The sequence below is a fragment of the Prevotella sp. C561 genome (assembly GCF_000224595.1).
Taxonomy (GTDB): Bacteria; Bacteroidota; Bacteroidia; order Bacteroidales; family Bacteroidaceae; genus Prevotella; species Prevotella jejuni.
In genome coordinates this window covers 255,672-276,849 of the sequence record NZ_JH114140.1, presented here as the reverse complement: position 1 = coordinate 276,849, position 21,178 = coordinate 255,672, and the positions used below count along the sequence as shown (strand labels likewise).

At 40.4% G+C, this 21,178-nt stretch carries 17 protein-coding genes and 1 pseudogene; 11 read left to right on the top strand and 7 right to left on the bottom strand.

Annotated features, from left to right (window positions below; genetic code table 11):
- Positions 1-74: 74 nt before the first annotated feature.
- Positions 75-902, top strand: coding sequence for an orotidine-5'-phosphate decarboxylase (pyrF, locus tag HMPREF0666_RS02655; RefSeq protein WP_009010760.1), 828 nt, complete (start codon positions 75-77; stop codon positions 900-902).
- Positions 903-991: 89 nt separating this feature from the next.
- On the opposite strand, the gene HMPREF0666_RS02650 is transcribed toward pyrF, so the two are convergent.
- Both HMPREF0666_RS02650 and HMPREF0666_RS02645 read right to left on the bottom strand, forming a co-directional pair.
- Entirely contained in the window at positions 992-1,771 is a 780-nt protein-coding gene (locus HMPREF0666_RS02650) for a porin family protein (protein ID WP_009010759.1), read from the bottom strand.
- A 79-nt stretch (positions 1,772-1,850) separates the two neighbouring features.
- On the bottom strand, positions 1,851-2,933 hold the full coding sequence (locus HMPREF0666_RS02645; protein WP_009010758.1) for a PCMD domain-containing protein: 1,083 nt from the start codon (positions 2,931-2,933) through the stop codon (positions 1,851-1,853).
- A gap of 238 nt (positions 2,934-3,171) precedes the next feature.
- Between HMPREF0666_RS02645 and HMPREF0666_RS02640 the strand changes: the two genes are divergently transcribed.
- The 5 genes from HMPREF0666_RS02640 (at position 3,172) to hutI (ending at position 11,075) form a co-directional block, all read left to right on the top strand.
- Positions 3,172-3,879 (top strand): SDR family NAD(P)-dependent oxidoreductase, encoded by a 708-nt coding sequence (locus tag HMPREF0666_RS02640; protein ID WP_042855903.1) that lies wholly within the window; start codon positions 3,172-3,174, stop codon positions 3,877-3,879.
- Positions 3,880-4,242: 363 nt separating this feature from the next.
- Positions 4,243-5,946 carry a glutamate formimidoyltransferase gene (gene ftcD / locus HMPREF0666_RS02635; protein WP_009010756.1) on the top strand — a complete coding sequence of 568 codons (1,704 nt, stop codon included), beginning with the start codon at positions 4,243-4,245 and terminating at the stop codon, positions 5,944-5,946.
- Between the two features lie 250 nt (positions 5,947-6,196).
- A complete protein-coding gene (locus tag HMPREF0666_RS02630) occupies positions 6,197-8,206 on the top strand; it encodes a urocanate hydratase (protein WP_009010755.1) in 2,010 nt (669 codons plus the stop codon).
- Between the two features lie 34 nt (positions 8,207-8,240).
- Positions 8,241-9,722 (top strand): histidine ammonia-lyase, encoded by a 1,482-nt coding sequence (gene hutH, locus HMPREF0666_RS02625; protein WP_009010754.1) that lies wholly within the window; start codon positions 8,241-8,243, stop codon positions 9,720-9,722.
- Between the two features lie 108 nt (positions 9,723-9,830).
- Entirely contained in the window at positions 9,831-11,075 is a 1,245-nt protein-coding gene (gene hutI / locus HMPREF0666_RS02620) for an imidazolonepropionase (RefSeq protein ID WP_009010753.1), read from the top strand.
- 262 nt (positions 11,076-11,337) lie between these two features.
- On the opposite strand, the gene HMPREF0666_RS02615 is transcribed toward hutI, so the two are convergent.
- Positions 11,338-11,889 carry a 30S ribosomal protein S16 gene (locus HMPREF0666_RS02615; protein ID WP_009010752.1) on the bottom strand — a complete coding sequence of 184 codons (552 nt, stop codon included), beginning with the start codon at positions 11,887-11,889 and terminating at the stop codon, positions 11,338-11,340.
- A 193-nt stretch (positions 11,890-12,082) separates the two neighbouring features.
- Complete coding sequence (locus HMPREF0666_RS02610; protein WP_009010751.1) at positions 12,083-12,871, bottom strand: DUF5715 family protein; 789 nt, start codon at positions 12,869-12,871, stop codon at positions 12,083-12,085.
- A 108-nt stretch (positions 12,872-12,979) separates the two neighbouring features.
- Between HMPREF0666_RS02610 and HMPREF0666_RS02605 the strand changes: the two genes are divergently transcribed.
- The 4 genes from HMPREF0666_RS02605 (at position 12,980) to HMPREF0666_RS02590 (ending at position 16,842) form a co-directional block, all read left to right on the top strand.
- Complete coding sequence (locus tag HMPREF0666_RS02605; RefSeq protein ID WP_009010750.1) at positions 12,980-13,927, top strand: PhoH family protein; 948 nt, start codon at positions 12,980-12,982, stop codon at positions 13,925-13,927.
- A 21-nt stretch (positions 13,928-13,948) separates the two neighbouring features.
- Positions 13,949-14,899 carry a phosphoribosylaminoimidazolesuccinocarboxamide synthase gene (locus tag HMPREF0666_RS02600; RefSeq protein ID WP_009010749.1) on the top strand — a complete coding sequence of 317 codons (951 nt, stop codon included), beginning with the start codon at positions 13,949-13,951 and terminating at the stop codon, positions 14,897-14,899.
- Positions 14,900-15,057: 158 nt separating this feature from the next.
- Complete coding sequence (gene ubiE / locus HMPREF0666_RS02595; protein WP_009010748.1) at positions 15,058-15,792, top strand: bifunctional demethylmenaquinone methyltransferase/2-methoxy-6-polyprenyl-1,4-benzoquinol methylase UbiE; 735 nt, start codon at positions 15,058-15,060, stop codon at positions 15,790-15,792.
- A 297-nt stretch (positions 15,793-16,089) separates the two neighbouring features.
- A complete protein-coding gene (locus HMPREF0666_RS02590) occupies positions 16,090-16,842 on the top strand; it encodes a shikimate dehydrogenase (protein WP_009010747.1) in 753 nt (250 codons plus the stop codon).
- A gap of 571 nt (positions 16,843-17,413) precedes the next feature.
- Here HMPREF0666_RS02590 and HMPREF0666_RS02585 read toward each other — a convergent pair.
- Positions 17,414-18,013, bottom strand: a complete 600-nt coding sequence (locus HMPREF0666_RS02585) for a Crp/Fnr family transcriptional regulator (RefSeq protein WP_009010746.1) — start codon at positions 18,011-18,013, stop codon at positions 17,414-17,416.
- A gap of 28 nt (positions 18,014-18,041) precedes the next feature.
- Positions 18,042-19,823, bottom strand: coding sequence for a translation elongation factor 4 (gene lepA, locus HMPREF0666_RS02580; RefSeq protein WP_042855901.1), 1,782 nt, complete (start codon positions 19,821-19,823; stop codon positions 18,042-18,044).
- A 179-nt stretch (positions 19,824-20,002) separates the two neighbouring features.
- On the opposite strand from lepA, the pseudogene HMPREF0666_RS02575 reads away from it, so the two are divergent.
- A pseudogene (locus HMPREF0666_RS02575) lies at positions 20,003-20,396 on the top strand (hypothetical protein).
- A gap of 89 nt (positions 20,397-20,485) precedes the next feature.
- Here HMPREF0666_RS02575 and HMPREF0666_RS02570 read toward each other — a convergent pair.
- Positions 20,486-21,133: an HAD family hydrolase gene (locus tag HMPREF0666_RS02570; protein ID WP_009010742.1), complete on the bottom strand. Its 648-nt coding sequence runs from the start codon at positions 21,131-21,133 to the stop codon at positions 20,486-20,488.
- Positions 21,134-21,178 lie beyond the last annotated feature (45 nt).

Genomic DNA, 21,178 nt, shown 5'->3' with positions numbered 1-21,178 from the left:
TCGTTCACTCCATATAAAACAACTGATAAGTATTTATAGACCCCTTTTGATAAACGAAATAATAGTCAACCTTTATGAATAGACAACAATTAATCAACGAAATCTTCACAAAGAAGACATTCTTATGTGTAGGACTTGACACTGATATAAACAAGATTCCTGCACACTTAAAGAACGAGGATGAACCCATCTTTGCTTTTAACAAAGCAATTATTGATGCTACTGCACCTTATTGTGTAGCCTATAAGCCTAACCTTGCCTTCTATGAGTGCTATGGCTTAAAAGGTATGTTAGCCTTTGAGAAGACTATTCAATATATAAAGGAGAACCATCCAAACCACTTTATCATTGCGGATGCTAAGCGTGGTGACATTGGTAACACATCAAAGATGTATGCCCAGACATTCTTCGAGGAGTATAACCTTGACTCTGTTACCGTTGCTCCTTACATGGGCGAAGACAGTGTGAAACCTTTCCTTGAGTATGATGGGAAGTGGGTTATCTTGCTCGCATTGACAAGTAATAAAGGTAGTCATGACTTCCAGCTGACCGAAGATAAGCAGGGAGAATGCCTCTTTGAGAAAGTATTAAAGAAGTCACAAGAATGGGGAACAACCGAGAACCTCATGTATGTAGTAGGTGCGACACAAGGCAAGATGTTTGAGGATATCCGCCGTATAGCCCCAAACCATTTCCTTTTGGTACCAGGTGTTGGTGCTCAAGGAGGTAGCTTGCAGGAGGTTTGTAAGTATGGTATGACAAAAGACTGTGGTCTGCTTGTAAACTCGTCACGTGGTATTATCTACGCAAGCACTGATAATGACTTTGCTGAAGTTGCTGCTGCAAAGGCAAAAGAACTACAGAAAGAGATGGCTGTTGAATTGGAACATATCGCAAGATAACGATATACATATATCAAAAAGAAGAAGGCTCAGTAGACAAACAAAGATGTTGTCGACTGAGCCTTCTTATTTATCTCTTATCCAGAGAACTAAAAACGATACCCGAACCCGATGTTAAGATAGATGGGATAAAGTCCAAAACTGATTGTCTTAAAGTCGCTTTCAAAGATGTTATTAAAAGCCCATGTGAGGTCGGCATTGACTGTGAAATGATTGAAACCACGCCATGTTGCACCTAACTGACCACCCCATTGAAAGTGACGAAGATTAGATGAGAAATCGTACGAAGCTGTGTTGCCGTCAGCAAAAGTTAATTTCTCTCCTACAGGAGTGCCTTCGCGCAAATAGCCATCACTCACATGACCCGTAAATTGGCCATCTAACTTGATAGAAGAGTAGAGTCCTGCACGTACTTTCCAACGGTCATTAAAACGATAGTTCGCCATGACAGGGATTGTGAGAAGCGTTGAGTTGTAGTTAGTCTTCACATAACCTGTCCAATAACCAGCTACACGATTACCGTCATTGAGGATTTCCATGCTATAGTTCTTCACATTAGCATCTGTTATCATACCCTTCTCTTCAAACTTCAAACCAGTAGATACACCCCAGTTCTGGTCTTTTCCAAGCCATTTAGTGACTGTTCCTTCTATCGTTCCATTGAACTTTGGACTATAACTACTAATCTCTCTGATTTCTACAGGCATAGGGAGAGGAGACGCACCACCAATGTTTACACCCGCTTTCACCTCATACTCCCATCCATTCTGCTCTGCACTACTTAGTGAAGAAGTGCGGTCTGTTTGTGCAAAGATCGTTGTTGTGCAACTCATTGCTGCGATTACAACCGTAATAATATGTTGTTTCATTTGTTTTATTTTATCTTTAATATCTTTGTGTCAACTCTTAAACTATTGAACTCGTTTACTTGTCAACTCCAAATCATTATTACTCAAAGTACAATTTCAGTTCATCCACGTAGAGTGTACTACCCACTGCGCCATTGAAGAAAGCACCATCCTTACTTGAAGACATGATGATAGCAAGGCTATACTTACCATTCTTCAACTTCTCACTGTCTATAGTACGACCCGCTACAGGTTCGAATGAGATAGAGAAACGTGTCCATTCGTCTGTTTCCTTTGCATTCTTAAGCTGTGCAAGGAGGACAATACGGTCACTGGTTAATGAATTGGTACCATCAAGATACTCCACTCCGTCGCCTGTTTCAAAGAGTACTGCATAAATTGCCAAACTATCCTTACGCCCTTTGATATCCTTCTTATCCTTATCTTGGTACTTCTCTCCAGCCTTATATTTATAGTAGCCAATCAACTCCTTAGGCATCTTGTAGAATGGACGACCAAAGTGAGTTGACTTTGCTGGGTTACCCATATCAATTTGGAAATCACCTGTAAAGAGATTACCTGCAGCTATCGGGGCACCGAACATAGCACCCAGGAAACCCGTACTAACAGTTGTCAGCTTCAAACACTTACCCACATAACCATCTTCAGCTTGGCTTGTTGGATATTCAGAAGCCTTGCTGTCACCCATAAGGAAGGATACACCAGCATTACCACTACCCCACTCTGCAAGATTACCATCGGCTGTTTTGTCAACGAAAGTATTATATTTACTGGTTGAATCGACCTTGAGCGTCTCGAAATGGTAGTCGGTTGCAACATCATTACTTACAAATGACACCTTATAAGTCTTCTTCCATTGTCCATCTTGAGAGGTTACTGTATAGCTCTGAGGCTGTGTAAAGTTTAATGCCGTACCGCTTTCTGGTTCAATCTTTGCACCCTCTGTAACATGAAACTTTGGTGCTAAGTGGGATAGGTCTTCCCATCCATTAACATAAAAAATTACTTCATTATTCGTTATAACAGGCTTACGGACAAGTGTTGTACCATCAACCGTAACATCTGTAATATCTGCTTCCGCATTTAATGCTTCTTCTCTAATACAGGAAGAAAGTGCAAGTCCTGCCAACGTGGCAAGGATTATAGACTTAAATAAGCTCATAAGATTATACTATCAATAATTAAAAATAGACGATTTCTTTGCGCAAAGATACGTAAAAAAACTGTATAAAAGAATAATTGAGGATTATAAAGACTAATGTAAAGGAGATTTATGAGGATATTATATACAGAATAAGCTCTTTTTCGTAATTATATATCATCGTTAAAGTATATTCTATCAATAAAATAATGTATCTTTGCAGCAAAAGTATCACACCGATAAATATAGAAAAACAAATATGGCAAAAGTATTGGTAACAGGTGCCAACAAGGGTATTGGTTATGGTATCTGTAAGTTTTTAGGTAAGAGTGGCTGGCAAGTAATCGTTGGTGCACGCAATAGCGAACGTGCTGAGGAGGCAGTGAAAGCATTGGAGGCTGATGGCGTAGACGTAATAGGCTGGCAATATGTCAACCTCTCAGACAACAAGTCATTGGAACAAACAGCAAAAGAAGTGAAAGAGAAATATCATGACTTAGCACTTTTGGTAAACAATGCAGGTATTCCTGGCAACATGGAAGTGGCAAGTTATGATTCAGCCATGCATGATGTGACCGATACGATACAAGTAAACTACATCGGAACATTCTGCTTGACAAAGGCACTTGTTCCTTTACTCGTAGCCAACAAAGGGCGAATTGTAAACATCACTGTGCCTTCTGAGGTGAGTCCCTACTGGCATCCAATGGCGTATGTAGCCAGTAAGGCAGCGCAGAACGCAATGACCAGTATTATGGCCATGGAGTTTGAGAAGAATAACTTACCTGTTGAGATATTCAATATACATCCTGGTGCAACGACTACCGACTTGAATAATCATTATACAGGGCCTGGTGCGCATTCGATAGACGTAGTCAGTGAGAAGATTTCAGCCGTTATCAATGATGGTAAGAAGCACCAAGGTGATTTCATTGAACTGTATCCTATTGTAGACGAAGGGCGATAATCTAAAGAAAAGGAACTGTTTATTCTGAATTATCTTCATGAAAAGAAATATTTTTTTTCATGAAGATAAATATTTTTTTTCATGAAAATAAATTCTTCCAGTCATGAAAATAAATGTAAGTCATAATCTTCTTTTAGAAAAGAATACATATCTCTCCTATTTTATTCTTACTTATCTCCTTATTTAATAATTACATATACGACTCGAATTATGACCCTTTTACGTGCCTATTTACGGTTAAAAAAGGAACATATAAAGTTTGTTTTGATAGTTTTACATCAAAAGTTTTGAATTACAAAAACTAATTTGTATTTTTACACTCGAAACCTAAACAATCATTGTTTAAACCTATCTTAATTATATATGGCACGAGAAAAACAGATTATCGAGTGTGTCCCTAATTTTAGTGAAGGACGAAACAAAGACGTAATCAAGCAGATTACTGATGAAGTAGAAAGCGTTAAAGGTGTTAAATTGCTGGATGTTGACCCAGGAGAAGCAACTAATCGTACGGTTGTAACCTTTGTTGGCGAACCATCAGTAGTTGTTGAAGCTGCTTTCCGATGCGTGAAGAAGGCCGCACAGCTTATTGATATGCGGCAGCATCATGGTGCTCACCCTCGTATGGGGGCTACGGATGTTTGTCCACTTATCCCTGTTGCGGGTATTACTTTGGAGGAGTGTGCTGAGTTGGCACGCCAGTTGGCAGAGCGTATCGCCAATGAGTTGCAAGTTCCTTGCTATTGCTACGAAGCTGCAGCGAAGACTCCAGAGCGTAAGAACTTGGCTATTTGTCGTAAAGGAGAGTATGAAGGACTCCCACAACGTATGACAGAAGCAGCAGAGGCACCAGACTATGGTGCACGTGAATGGGAAGAGCTATTAGCACGAACAGGCTGTACTGCAGTCGGTGCACGTGATTTCTTGATTGCAACAAACTTCAACCTCAATACAACTTCTACACGTCGTGCCAACGCAATAGCATTCGATGTTAGAGAGAAAGGTCGTCCTATGCGTGAAGGAGGTTCGCCTGTTGGTAAGCCTATGAAGGATGAGAATGGTGAAGTTATTATGCAACCTGGTACGTTGAAAGCTACGAAAGCGATTGGCTGGTTCATTGATGAGTATGGAATAGCACAGGTGTCAATGAATATAACAGACATCAATGTTACTCCTCTCCACGTAGCCTTTGACGAAGTTTGTCGCTGTGCACAAAACCGTGGCATACGTGTTACGGGTACAGAAATAGTAGGTCTTATCCCTAAGCGTACGCTCCTTGAAGCTGGAACATACTTCTTAAAGAAGCAACAACGTTCAATAGGTATTCCAGAAGAAGACATCATTAAGATTGCCATTAAGTCAATGGGTTTAGACGATTTGAAGCCATTTAATCCACGTGAAAAGGTGATTGAATATCTGTTGGAAGATGCCGATAAGACTCCAAAACTCATTGACTTGACTGTCAAAGAGTTTGCTAATGAGACTTCACGTGAGTCTCCTGCTCCTGGAGGTGGTACCATCTCTGCTTATATGGGTGCATTAGGTGCTGCTTTAGGTACAATGGTAGCCAATCTCTCCAGCCATAAAGCAGGATGGGATGCACGCTGGGAAGAGTTCAGCAACTGGGCTGAAAAGGGTCAAGCAATACAATCAGAATTGATGGTTCTTGTAGATGAAGACACAGAAGCGTTCAACCGTATTATGTCTGCTTTTGGTCTCCCTAAGGGTACAGATGAGGAAAAGGCAGCACGTTCACAAGCGATACAAGAAGCAACACTCTTTGCTACGGAGGTCCCACTACACACTATGAAAGCATCCTACAAGGTGTTTGAACTTTGTCGAGCAATGGCAGAAGAAGGTAATCCGAACAGTGTCTCAGACGCTGGCGTTGGTGTCTTGGCAGCTCGTGCGGCTGTCCTTGGTGCTGGTCTAAACGTGAAGATTAATGCTTCTGGCTTGAAAGACAAAGAGACAGCAGCACGATTAGTGGCCGAAGCAAACGAGTTGATTGAGAAAGCTAATGAGGCTGAGACTGAGATTATGAAGATAGTTGAGGCAAAACTGTAAGGTGTCTTTTTATATAATAAGGTCCATTACACCTTATATATAATGGGCATGTACTATGCTTCAGATACCTTTAGTAAGGTGAATAATATATTCGTTAAAAGGGCAGGTGTACTATGCCTGCCCAACTAAAGACCTACAATAACGAAATGATATATAGTGATCGCTTAGCCTATTAATGGCTTTAGCTATTACCCTTCACTTTCGTAACCTATTCAAATAACTACAACCAAAATAGATCTACTACGTAACTATGACAAAAGAAGAATTTGTTAAAGACATTTGTACAGGTATAGCTGATACGCTACCTGAGCCACAAGCATACGATACCTCTATCAATCATGCTCCAAAGCGTAAGGATATTCTTACACAAGAAGAGAAGAAATTGGCTCTGCGCAATGCCCTTCGTTACTTCCCTAAGAAGTTTCATGCAACATTAGCACCAGAGTTTGCAGAGGAGTTAAGGCAATATGGCCGTATCTACATGTACCGTTTCCGCCCTACTTATGAGATGTATGCACGTCCAATCGACGATTATCCGCATAAGTCACAACAGGCAGCAGCAATCATGATGATGATTCAGAACAACCTTGATAAGGCTGTTGCACAGCACCCTCACGAGCTGATTACATACGGTGGTAATGGGGCTGTGTTCCAAAACTGGGCGCAATATCGTTTGGTGATGAAATACTTGAGTGAGATGACTGACGAACAAACGTTAGTGATGTATTCGGGTCATCCACTCGGACTCTTCCCTTCTCACAAGAATGCACCACGTGTAGTTGTGACAAATGGTATGGTAATACCTAACTATTCTAAGCCAGACGATTGGGAACGAGATAATGCTTTAGGTGTTAGTCAGTATGGACAAATGACCGCAGGCTCCTATATGTATATCGGACCACAGGGTATCGTTCATGGTACAACCATCACTGTTTTGAATGCAGCACGCAAACGATTGAAGGACGGAGAGAGCAGTATAAAAGGTATGCTCTTCGTTACTTCTGGTTTAGGAGGCATGTCTGGTGCTCAACCAAAGGCTGGTAACATAGCAGGTGTAGTAAGTATTACGGCTGAAATCAACCCACTTGCGGCACAGAAACGCTATGATCAAGGCTGGGTTGACGAACTTCACACCTCACTCAACGAACTTATCCCTGCAGCATTGAAGGCTGTTGAAGAGAAGCGAACGGTCTCTATGGCCTATGTGGGGAATGTTGTTGACCTATGGGAACACTTGGCAGCAGAAGATGTACACGTTGACTTAGGAAGTGATCAGACCTCCCTCCACAACCCATGGGCAGGTGGATACTATCCAGTCGGACTTTCTTTGGAAGAATCTAAACGTATGATGGCAGAGGAGCCAGCGGTGTTTAAGGAGAAAGTGCAGGAGTCTTTACGTCGCCAGGTGGCTGCTATTAACAAGCTGACTGCGAAAGGTATGTATTTCTTCGACTATGGTAATGCTTTCCTTTTAGAGTCAAGTCGTGCGGGAGCAGACATCATGAAGGAAGGTGGTAAGTTCCGTTATCCATCTTACGTACAGGATATTATGGGTCCGATGTTCTTTGATTATGGCTTTGGACCATTCCGCTGGGTTTGTTCGTCAGGTGACCCAAAGGACTTAGAAACATCCGACCGCATTGCAACAGAGGTATTAGAAGAAATACGCAAGACGGCAACTCCAGATATTATTGGTCAACTTGATGATAACATCCATTGGATTAAAGAAGCAGGAAAGAATCACTTGGTTGTTGGCTCTCAGGCTCGTATCCTATATGCTGACTCGGAAGGTCGCACAAAGATAGCCTTAGCCTTCAATGAAGCAATACGTAAAGGAGTAATCTCACGACCTATTGTTCTGGGACGCGACCACCATGATGTGTCAGGAACAGACTCTCCTTTCCGTGAGACATCAAACATCTATGATGGCTCACAGTTCTGTGCTGACATGGCAGTACAGAATGTTATTGGCGACTCTTTCCGTGGTGCTACATGGGTATCTATCCACAATGGAGGCGGTGTTGGCTGGGGAGAAGTTATCAATGGTGGCTTCGGTATGGTGATTGATGGTAGCGAAGACTCTGACCGTCACATCCGTCAGATGCTTCTCTGGGATGTTAACAACGGCATAGCACGTCGTAGTTGGGCTCGCAACACTGGTTCTATTGATGCTATCCGTAGGGAGATGGAACGTACACCAGGACTCTGTGTTACACTCCCTAACATCGTTGAAGATGACATTATTAATACAGCCTTTTAATCAATTAAATCTATTATTATAATCCATAGAAACTATGAACAAAATTCATCAGATTAGCGCTGAACATCTGACAATAGAGCAGATTGGCGAGATAATAAAGAATGGCACAAAGCTTGAACTTTCTGAAGATGCACGTCAACGAATTATTCGTTGTAGAGAGTATCTCGATAATAAGATTATAGAATCAGAAACTCCTATCTATGGTGTGACAACGGGCTTCGGCTCTCTCTGTAAGATATCTATTGATAAGGATAGCCTGTCACAGTTACAGAAAAACCTTGTGATGTCTCATGCTTGTGGTGTGGGCGATCGTGTCCCTAATGAGATTGTAAAGATAATGTTGCTGCTCAAGATTCAGTCGCTCAGTTACGGCTACTCTGCTTGTCAGTTGAAGACCGTCGAGCGACTGATAGACTTCTTCAATAACGACATCTATCCTATTGTGTATATGCAAGGTTCATTGGGCGCATCGGGCGACCTTGTCCCATTGGCTCACCTTTCTCTACCACTTATAGGAATGGGAGAAGTAGAATATCAAGGCAATACCTTCTCTGGTGCTGACATCTTGAAGAAGATGAATTGGGATGCTATAGAACTTGTTTCTAAGGAAGGTCTTGCCCTACTCAACGGTACACAGAACATGAATGCCTTTGCTGTATGGGCACTCTTACAAAGTGAACGTTTGAGTGAGTGGGCTGATGTCATTGGAACAATGTCTCTTGAGGCTTACGATGGACGCATAGAACCATTCACACATGCCGTTCATGCTGTTCGCCATCACAAGGGACAGATTGACACTGCAGCACGAATAAGAGAATTGTTAGAAGGCAGTGAGCTTATTAAACAGCCTAAAGTCAACGTACAAGACCCTTATTCATTCCGTTGTATGCCGCAGGTACATGGTGCCTCAAAGGATACGATTGCATACGTTAAGTCTGTGATAGACATTGAAGTGAATGCTGCAACTGATAACCCAACCGTTTGTCCTGATGAAGACCTTGTTATCTCAGCAGGAAACTTCCACGGAGAACCAATTGCACAACCAATGGATTTCCTTGCTATAGCACTCTGTGAATTAAGTAATATATCTGAGCGTCGAATCTACAAGCTCGTTTCTGGCACACGAAACCTACCAAGTTTCCTTGTAGCTAAACCTGGTGTAAACAGTGGTTTTATGATTCCTCAGTACACAGCAGCATCTATCGTTAGCCAGAGTAAGACTTATTGTACTCCTGCCTCTGTCGACAGTATTCCATCTTCACAAGGACAGGAAGACCATGTCAGCATGGGGGCAAATGCCGCAACAAAGCTCTATCAGGTTGTATTGAATACGGAGCGTGTACTCGCTATTGAGCTCTTCAATGCTGCACAAGCACTTGAGTTCCGTCGTCCGTTGAAATCTTCTCCTACGATAGAAGCTATCCATAAGGCTTATCGTGAGTGTGTTCCTTTCATTGATACGGACGAGTTTATGGCTCCACACATCGCTAAGTCGGTTGAATTCCTGCGTAAATAAATAAGGTAAACGGGGTTACGTCAAGATTAAATACCATCTTGATGTAGCCCTATTCCTTTTGAATATCTTATATTATTATACTTTCATTGATTAGAGAAAAAGCTTGAAATGAAAAGACTAATAGTTAAAAACATTGGCTTACTTGCTGGTATAGGTCATGAAGGAAAGCTATGTTTGAAAGGTAAAGAGATGGCAGAACTTAACACACTGTCAGATGCTTATCTTGTGATAGAGGATGGATGCTTTGTTGATTATGGTGAGATGAATGATTGTCCACCAATTTCTGATAATGAGGAAGTTGTTGATGCGAATGGAGGAACCGTTCTCCCTTCATGGTGCGACTCCCATACTCATATTGTCTATGCTGGAAGTAGAGAGCAAGAGTTTGTTGACAAGATCCGTGGGCTTAGTTATGCTGAGATAGCAAAGCGTGGTGGTGGTATTCTAAACTCGGCAGACCGCCTTCATGAATTGAGCGAAGACGAACTCTACCAGCAGGCTATGAAGCGTGTTGATGAGATTATTCGGAAAGGAACAGGTTGTGTGGAGATAAAGAGTGGGTATGGACTTAACACAGAAGACGAGCTGAAGATGCTTCGTGTTATCCGTCGTATCAAAGAGACAACACGGCTGAAGGTTGTTGCTACATTCCTTGGTGCACATGCCGTTTCGCGCGAATATAAAGGCAGACAAGATGCCTACGTTGATTTAATCATCAACGAAATGATACCAGCTGTGGGTAATGAGAATTTAGCAGAGTTTATAGATGTATTCTGTGACACAGGCTTCTTTACGCCAGAAGAGACTGCTCGGATTCTAAAAGCTGGTGCTGTATATGGCATGCGACCTAAGATTCATGCTGACGAGTTAGCGTCGTCTGGTGGTGTTGAGGTTGGTGTAGAATATAAGGCAGTGTCAGTTGACCATTTAGAAAGTATGACAGAAGAAGAAATAGATATCCTTAAGAACAGCGAAACTATGCCAACAGCACTTCCTGGAACGTCTTTCTTCCTTAATCTTCCTTTTGCTTTGGGTCGTAAGATAATAGACTGTGGTCTACCGCTTGTCCTTGCAAGTGATTATAACCCAGGTTCTACGCCATCAGGAGATATGAAGTTTATAGTTTCGCTTGGCTGTATCAAGATGCGACTAATGCCTGCAGAAGCAATTAATGCAGCAACATTAAATGGAGCATGTGCAATGGGACTGAGCAAAGAGTATGGCTCTATCACATGTGGTAAGGTTGCTAATTTCTTTATTACAGATGCAATTCCTTCTATTGAATTTATTCCATACGCCTATACAACACCTATCGTAAAACGTGTATTCCTACAAGGAGAAGAGTATGTTTAGATAGTATTTAATGATAAATATACTAAGCCACTTCTTCCTTGACGATATTCATTAAGGTGTCCAAAACTCAACGTCAGTACAGCTAATGACCGCTGTCTTGAATTAAAAAGGAGGAAGTTTCTTATTATATTCATTATCAATATTATAGTTTACTTGAAAGAGGACGTCCACTGTACGGTATCATTTTAGAAGCTAATACAAAAGAAAAAGTCCATAAACTCGTGCTGAGTCTATGGACTTATACTTTAATAGCGAGCGAGGATTATGCCTCTGCTGGTGCCTCCTCTGCAGGAGCTTCAGAAGTAGTGTCCTCAGCAGCCTTAGCTCCTTCAGCCTCAGCCTGTGCTGCAGCGGCAGCAGCTTTCTTGTCTGCAACCTTCTTAGCAATAGCTTCGTTAACTTTCTTCTCAGCTTCAAGGTTCTGAGCAGCAGCAGCCTTCTTCGCATCGGTTACCTTCTTCTCGACAGCTTCTGTAGCTGCAACCTTAGCTTGCTTCCATGCATCGAACTTCTGCTGGCATGCAGCCTCGTCGAATGCACCCTTCTTAACACCGCCACGGAGATGCTTCATCATGTAAACACCCTCACCCTTAAGGATGTTACGAGCAGTGTCTGTTGGCTGAGCACCTGTCTCAACCCAGTAAAGAGCACGTTCAAAATTCAAATCTACTGTGGCTGGATTGGTGTTTGGGTTATAAGTACCAATCTTCTCAGTAAACTTACCATCACGTGGTGCACGAGCGTCAGCGATTACGATGCTGTAGAAAGCATAGTTCTTACGACCACCGCGCTGCAATCTGATTTTTGTTGCCATAATTGTTTAATAAATATTTTAAAGGTTTGAATTTAATGCTATCATCTCGTGATAGCGGATGCAAAAGTACGTCTTTTTTTTCTAACAACCAAATAATCTGATGATTATATTAAGACTATAACGAGTATTCCTCATATCCTAATGCTTTATTATATGAAAGCGTCTTAGAACCATTGTAGCCTATATTGCTAAATCATCTAACCGTAATATGGAAGCAACCTTGATGTTTCTCGTGCTTTATAAAACATCTTCCTTGCGAACGGAGGTCGTTCAAAACCTCACTTAAAACCCACTTAAGTGTATCATTCCTTACCGGACGAGTAACAGCTGCATATTTATTGTACGCAATATCAAAGGTTGTTCCATATAGATGGCAACTATTCTCTGTTGCATTATGATTGTGTTTACGAAGTTTATCAACGTCTTCTTTGGTTCTTAAAACGCTTGATACAAGGAACTTATTTATAGGTACGCCCTTTGTTTGCAAGCTATCCATGAAATTATGTGCAATATCTTGAAGCAGGATGGCAGCACGTGGAACAAGATATGGAATACTATTATTCAACTTCTTTAGATTGTAATAAGGATTACAGCCTATATATACTAACTCCCCTTTTCGCTTCTCTGCATCAGTGCGGTTAAGGACAGGTTTCACCCCATAACGCAATGCTGCTTCAAGTTGTTGTGGTTGAGAGTCTGGGAAACTCTCGTCATAATCTCGAACACCTACAATTCTATTCCTCTTTTGTGAACCATCCGATTTGAAGAAATGAGATATGGTTGTGTTACTTGGAGTTGATTGCTCTTTAATCTTAGCAGAATCCGCTTTTTCAATGATACGAGTACTATCAACATTAGATAAAGCTTTTGTCTTATCTTGTGCAATAGACGGAAACAGTAACCTAATGATGGCTAAGAATAAAGTTATTGTTATGAAACCTAATAAATAGCGCTTCTTTGTTATCTTTGATTTTCTTTTCATTGATACAAAGGTAATAAGTTTTTGCTAATTGATAATTATGAATTAGGAATAATTTGCAAGTATCATTATTTTATAGTAACTTTGCGAACAAATATAAAATAGAGGAAATTGATAGAAAAGCATATAGTTCTTGAAGATATAGACCCAGTAGTCTTCTATGGAGTTGGCAATGGTCACCTCCAAATGATAAAGTCACTCTTCCCTAAGTTGAGGATTGTTGCAAGAGACAATGTTATACGTATCTTAGGTGACGAAGAGGAGATGGTTAAGATAGAAGAAGACATTGAAACCATGCGTAAGCATGTAGAACGGTATAACACCATTACAGAAGAGGACATCCTTGATATCGTGAAAGGTCGTAAGACCAAAGCTGATGCGGTAAAGGACGTCCTTGTTTATTCTGTATCAGGTAGAGCGATTAAAGGTCGTTCGGAGCATCAGCAGCAACTGATTGATGCCTTCGAAAAAAACGATATGATATTTGCTGTTGGACCAGCGGGAACGGGTAAGACTTACCTCAGTATAGCTTTAGCAGTAAAAGCTCTTAAGGAAAAAGCTGCAAAGAAGATTATCTTATCCCGTCCAGCCGTTGAAGCTGGTGAGAAACTTGGCTTTCTTCCAGGTGATATGAAAGATAAGATAGACCCCTATCTGCAACCACTTTATGATGCTTTAGAGGATATGATTCCTGCTGTTAAGCTACAGGATATGATGGATAAGCATATTATTCAGATTGCGCCATTAGCTTTCATGCGAGGAAGAACATTGAGTGATGCTGTAGTAATCCTTGATGAAGCACAGAATACAACACCAGCTCAAATCCGTATGTTCTTAACACGTATGGGCTGGAATACAAAGATGGTAATCACGGGTGACTTGACTCAGATTGACCTTCCACATGTAGAGAAGAGTGGATTAAAAGAAGCTCTTTCTATTCTGAGTGGCGTAGATGGTATCTCTGTCATCAATCTTGATAAAAAAGACATTGTAAGACACAAACTGGTTACGCGTATCGTGAATGCATACGAAGCACACGATAAAGCTAACAAGAGATAGGACTCTATAAACATAAAAACAATGAAAGCATTAACAAAAACTGAATTCCATTTCGATGGACAGAAGAGTGTTTATCACGGAAAAGTACGTGATGTGTATGACATCAACGACGATCTTATCGTCATGGTAGCTACCGACCGAATCTCTGCATTCGACGTTGTACTACCAAAGGGAATACCGTTTAAAGGACAGGTATTGAACCAGATTGCTGCCAAGTTCCTTGACCTGACAACAGACATCTGTCCTAACTGGAAGTTAGCTACTCCTGATCCAATGGTAACTGTTGGTCTGAAGTGTGAAGGCTTTCGTGTTGAAATGATTATCCGCTCAATCCTTACAGGTTCTGCATGGCGTGCCTACAAGGATGGATGCCGTGAGATTTGTGGTGTGAAGCTACCTGATGGTATGCGTGAGAACGAGCGTTTCCCAGAGCCAATCGTTACTCCAACTACCAAGGCTGACGAAGGTCACGATATGAACATCTCTAAGGAAGAGATTATCGAACAGGGTATTGTTTCTGCAGAAGACTATGCAATCATCGAAGACTGGACCCGTAAGCTCTTTGCACGTGGTCAGGAGATTGCTGCAAAGCAGGGCTTGATACTTGTTGATACTAAGTATGAGTTTGGCAAGCGTGATGGTCAGTGCTACCTCATTGATGAGATTCATACACCAGACTCAAGCCGCTACTTCTATGCTGATGGCTATGAAGAGAAACTTGAGAAGGGCGAACCACAGAAGCAATTATCAAAGGAATTTGTTCGTCAATGGCTTATCGAGCATAATTTTATGAATGAACCAGGACAGACAATGCCTGAGATTACAGACGAATATGCCGAGAGTGTAAGCGAACGTTACATTGAGTTGTATGAACATATCACTGGAGAGAAGTTCGATAAGGCTGCTGAAGATGGTGATATTGCTGCACGCATTGAGAAAAATGTAAAGCAGTACCTTGCTTCGAGAAAGTAAAAGGATAAATATGAATTCATAATCCTAAATTCCTGATTTTGATAAATAATATACACTGATACATGTCTAATATGCCATTAGAACTTATTTAGGCATATCATAATATAGTTATCAAGATTATGAATTTAGGGTTGTGGATTATGAACTAAAGTAAGAATATGTACGAGCAGGAAAAGATTAAACCCTACGATGGTAATGGTGAGAAAGGTAAACTTATAGAAGAGATGTTTGATAACATCGCACCAACCTATGACACACTGAACCATCGTCTCTCTGGAAATATAGATAAAGGATGGCGTAAGAAGGCTATCCGACAGCTTCTACCCTATCGTCCTAAGCAGATGCTTGATATTGCTACAGGAACTGGTGACTTTGCCATTCTTGCCGCCAACGAGCTGAAGCCAGAACATCTCATTGGTGCAGATATCTCTGAAGGAATGATGGCTATCGGTCGAGAGAAAGTTAAGGCTGCAGGATTAAGCAATGTTATTTCTTTTCAGAAAGAGGACTGTCTCAACCTATCTTTTCCTGATAATACCTTTGACGCAGTGACTGCTGCCTTTGGTATTCGTAATTTTCAAAACCTTGACAAGGGACTTGCCGAGATTTGCCGTGTACTGAAGAAGGGTGGTCATCTGAGTATTGTTGAACTAACCACACCTGTTAAGTTCCCAATGAAACAGCTCTTCCGCTTCTATTCTAACACATTCTTGCTTAACTATGCTAAGTTTATCTCAAAGGATAAAAGTGCATACGAATATCTAAATAAGACTGTTGAAGCTTTCCCGCAAGGCGAGAAGATGATGGAGATATTTCAAAAAGCAGGATTCTCAAAAAGCTCTTTTCGCCGGTTGACATTCGGTATCTGTACGATGTATTTCGCAGAAAAGTAACTTATAAAATCAACTACTATTATATCTCAGTGTGAGATGTATGTCGCAGAATAAGCTCTTCCAAAACTTAGATAGACAAAGTCTACTATAATAAGAAGATATTCTTTCAGATGTTACCATAGTGGTATTGATTCCTTTTGTTGTCATAATTAACATCTCATGTTATCTTATAAGTTATTCAACGCATTTAGAGACTAACTTGAATGAAGCCAGATATAGAGAATGTTAGTTTGTGAGTGAAATACTGACTGAGACAGTGGATGAACAAAAGAATAATTTATAGAACAAGGTTAAGATATGGATAAGTACGGACTTATTGGCTACCCATTAGGGCATTCTTTCTCAATTGGTTATTTCAATGAGAAGTTTGAGAACGAACACATCAATGCCCAATACATCAACTTTGAGATTCCATCGATAGAGGACTTCAAAGAGGTTGTTGATTCCAATCCACAGTTACGTGGGTTGAACGTAACGATTCCTTATAAGGAACAGGTAATTCCTTATCTTGATAGTCTTAGTCCAGAAGCTAAAGCTATTGGTGCTGTGAATGTTATTCGTGTCACTCATAAGGGTAATAAGACGATACTTAAAGGTTTCAATAGTGATGTGATTGGTTTTACACGAAGTATTGAACCTTTGCTTGAACGCCATCATAAGAAGGCACTTATCCTTGGTACGGGCGGAGCATCAAAGGCTATAAACTATGGTTTAAAATCACTTGGGTTAGAAACAATGTTTGTTTCACGTACAAAACGTCCTAATGTCTTAACATACGAAGAGATAACACCAGAGGTAATCGATGAGTATAATGTTATTGTTAATTGTACTCCTCTTGGTATGTATCCTAAGACAGAAGAGTGTCCTACCCTCCCCTATGACGCAATGAATAGCCACACTCTACTTTACGACTTACTTTATAATCCAGATGAGACCCTCTTTATGGCCAAAGGACGTGAGCATGGAGCAGTGGTAAAGAATGGTCTTGAAATGCTTCTCTTACAGGCTTTTGCAAGTTGGGAGTTCTGGGAAGGGGAAGAACAAATATAATTTTCTCGTTATGTTATTTTCTTTACGAATCGTTAGATTAGTTCTACTTAAACCTAACTTAGTATGACCTATTGGTTTAATAAGGAAAGTACAATATTTACATAAGTCTCTATTTAGGGTCGATACTACCCTATATTGAGTACCTTATGCCAAAAGATTTGTACATTTGCGGCGTTGACACCTTATTATATATGTGTCGTGTAGAAATATGCTAACGTAGTCCTAAACTTGTGTTTATATTTATCACGCTTAGTGTTAAGTTTAAACATCAACTTATGCTGATAGCTAAATTTTCACAATCCTTTACTCCAAAATATATCAACTTGTTGTTAATAATAAGTTGATATACTGATGTCAAGTATAAAATATCTATCTAATATCATTTTACAACTATACCCTTTCTTTCTTAGATAGTCTTTAGCTCCCTCTATTATAGAGGTTTACAAAAAAGTTAGAGAAACTTAAGTAATTACTATTTCCTAATGTTACATGTTTCCAAATAAGTGAAATAAGTAATTATTTAACTTCCCCTAACCCTTTGTTTTATAACACTTGATAGATAAAAGACCGCTTAGTCATCAAGCAATGTTGACGACCTAACACGGCTTAATGTCTCTGGTGTCATTTGTAAATAACTGGCTATATAAACCAATGGTGCACGTAAGACAACTTGTGGATTGAGTTTACACATTCTCTTGTAACGGGCCTGTGCAGTTTCAAAACGTACGAGGTCGGCATGAATTTGCGATGTTATAAGACTCTCTTCCAATATCTTACGGTAAAGAATCTGAATATTAACATTATGTAATGCCACCTGTTCAAGCTTCTGCTTAGGTAGTGCGTAAACCCATGTAGGCTCCAAAGCCTCTACCTGTAACTTTGTAGGTTCTTCACGGAAAAGGCTTTCTATACACATAAAGATACTTCTGTCCTCTCCTAAATGTTCGGTAATTTGCTTACCATTCTTAAAGTAGAACTGACGAATAAGTCCTTTTTCTATGTAATAAAAATGCTTACAGATTTCCCCTTCGCTGAGAATCATCTGTCCTTTGGCGAATTTCATGGGCACAAGGATACTCTCAAGTACATCCAACTCGTCATGAGTCATCGTACTATATTTACGTGCCAATTCACGTGCAATATCTCTTGTATCATTAACCAAATCCTTCATATTCCTTTCCTTTCTTATTACTTTGACTTTAATCCAACTTCAATACGGCAAGGAATGCTTTCTGTGGAACTTGTACGTTTCCAATCTGTTTCATACGTTTCTTACCTTTCTTCTGCTTCTCTAAGAGCTTACGCTTACGGCTAATATCACCACCATAACACTTTGCGGTAACATCTTTACGTACCTGCTTAACGGTTTCTCGTGCAATGATTTTAGCACCGATAGCAGCTTGTATAGCGATGTCAAATTGCTGGCGTGGTATCAACTCTTTCAGCTTCTCACATATCCTTCTTCCAAATCCGACAGCATTACTCTCATGTGTCAGAGTAGAAAGGGCATCAACAGCCTCTCCATTCAGAAGAATATCAAGCTTTGCTAACTTGGATGGACGGAAAGAATCAATGTGATAATCAAATGAGGCGTATCCTTTAGAAATACTCTTCAATTTATCATAGAAGTCAATCACAATCTCACCCAATGGTATCATAAAGATGAGTTCCAATCTATTTCCACTTACGTAGTTCTGACTGACAAGCTCACCACGTTTATCAAGACACAACGTCATGATAGGTCCAATGTATTCACTGGAGGTAATGATGGAGGCCTTAATATAAGGTTCTTCAATATGATCAATCATAGTCTGATCAGGAAGACCAGAGGGGTTGTGAACCTCTTTAACATTCCCTTGTTTGTCATATACCATGTAGCTAACGTTAGGTACGGTGGTAATAACATCCATATTGAACTCTCTATCTAATCGTTCCTGCACAATCTCCATGTGAAGCAATCCTAAGAAGCCACAACGGAAACCGAATCCCAAAGCTTGTGAACTCTCTGGTTGGAACGTAAGTGAAGCGTCATTAAGTTGAAGTTTCTCTAAGGAAGCACGCAACCCTTCGTAGTCATTTGGGTCGATAGGATAGACGCCCGCAAAGACCATTGGTTTTACCTCTTGGAAGCCTTCAATGGCATGTTTGCAAGGATTGACAATGTGTGTTACTGTATCGCCCACCTTTACCTCAGTAGCATTCTTAATACCAGAAATGATATATCCTACCTCACCTGTTGACAGTTGTTGGGTTGGCATCATCTCCATCTTTAATACGCCAACTTCATCAGCGGTATATTCCATACCAGTCTGTACAAACTTAACCTTATCACCCTTTTTTATGACTCCGTTCTCAACTTTGCAAAGCGTGATAATACCACGAAAAGAGTTGAAGATAGAGTCAAAGATGAGGGCCTGCAGTGGAGCGTTGACATCTCCTGTTGGTGAAGGGATGCGCTTTATGATAGCTTCAAGTATGTCTGGTACGCCTTCCCCCGTCTTTCCACTTGCTCGAATGATGTCCTTTGGGTCACAACCAATAAGGTCGACAATCTCATCCTCGACCTCTTCAGGCATTGCGTTAGGCATATCTATCTTATTGATAACAGGGATAATCTCCAAATTATGGTCGATAGCCATATAGAGGTTAGAGATAGTCTGCGCCTGTACGCCCTGCGTTGCATCAACGATAAGCAATGCACCTTCACACGCTGCAATGCTTCGTGACACCTCATACGAGAAGTCAACATGTCCTGGAGTATCAATAAGATTAAGTACATATTTCTTCTTATCTAATGTGTACTCCATCTGGATAGCATGACTTTTGATAGTTATACCACGTTCACGCTCCAAATCCATATCGTCAAGCATCTGCCCTTCAGTAATTTTTATCGTCTGTGTGTACTCTAAAAGACGATCAGCCAAGGTTGATTTACCATGGTCAATATGGGCAATAATGCAGAAATTCCTTATATGATTCATTCGTTTGTCTATATTTTCAATCTGCAAATATAATGATTTTTATTGAGAATTAAGAACGTTAAAATAAGAAATTGTTTATTTTTTCTTATCTTTGCATTGGATATATAGTTAGAAAGAAAGTTAAAAGACTGTTCTTGGTTAGATAGTCCTAAACTGTAATTAACATTAAATTAAAAGGAATGAAACATTTATTTTATGCAGCTTTATTGCTACTTTCACTCTCTGCCTGTCGTAATAGTTTAGAGGAGAGGGCAGCACAAGAATGTAAAGAATATACCGAGAAGAAATGCCCGACTCCTGTTGTTAATGACACGAGAATGGATAGCATGGTTTTTTGAAGCACCTTCTCGCACTATCCATTATTACTATTCACTTGTTGGTAAAGCTGATAACGAGCAGGCTGTCCACGCTAAGAGAGCAGAGCTCAGAAAGGCCTTACGTGATGCGTTGAAGGCTGATCCTGGTTCGAAAGGGTACAAGGATGCTGGATTTAATTTCCAATATACCTATCGTTCTGGTGCTACTCCTTCAAAAGTATTGCTGGATGAGACTTACACGAAAAAGGATTATTGAGCCTTGTTAGGCTTCTTGAGTAATCTCTTCTACTAATATTTATTCCAATTACTTGCCATTTAATTGAATAGCAAGTAATTGGTTAATCGTTATAACCTGCTTAGAATTTCAATTGGTTTTTCTACGAACAGAGAGCCTCCATGCTCTATTAAGAAGTCTTTATCACGAAATCCCCAAAGCACACTAATACAAGGTAAGCCACAATTCTTTGCTGTCATGATATCTACATCACTGTCGCCTATATACACAGCATCTTCTTTTGATACATTTAGTTGACGCAAGGCTTCTAATACAGTGTCGGGAGCTGGTTTCTTCCTAATGTTCTCTCGCTCTCCTATTGCTACCTCTATCGTATCCGGGAAAAAATGTTTTGCAAGGTCTTGTGTGGCCGCATAGAATTTGTTACTTACAATAGCAAGGTGCTTACCACGTCGTTTTAGTTCATGTAACAGTTCTGGTACACCATCGTATGGACGTGTTGTGTCAAGGTTATGTTCCATATAATGTTCTCGAAATTTTGCGTATGTTTCCTCGAACTTAGGGTTATTAACTCCCTCTGGGATAGCTCGTTCCATTAATAGCTTAACACCATTACCAACGAACATACGTACTTCCTCTATTGTTCGTTCAGGCATGCCAGCCCAACGAAGCGCATAATTTGTACTTGATGCTAAATCGTTTAGCGTACTAAGTAATGTACCATCTAAATCGAAGATATAAGTCTTAAAATCTCTCATTATCCTTTTATTAATCTCAGACAAAAGTACATAATAATATAGACA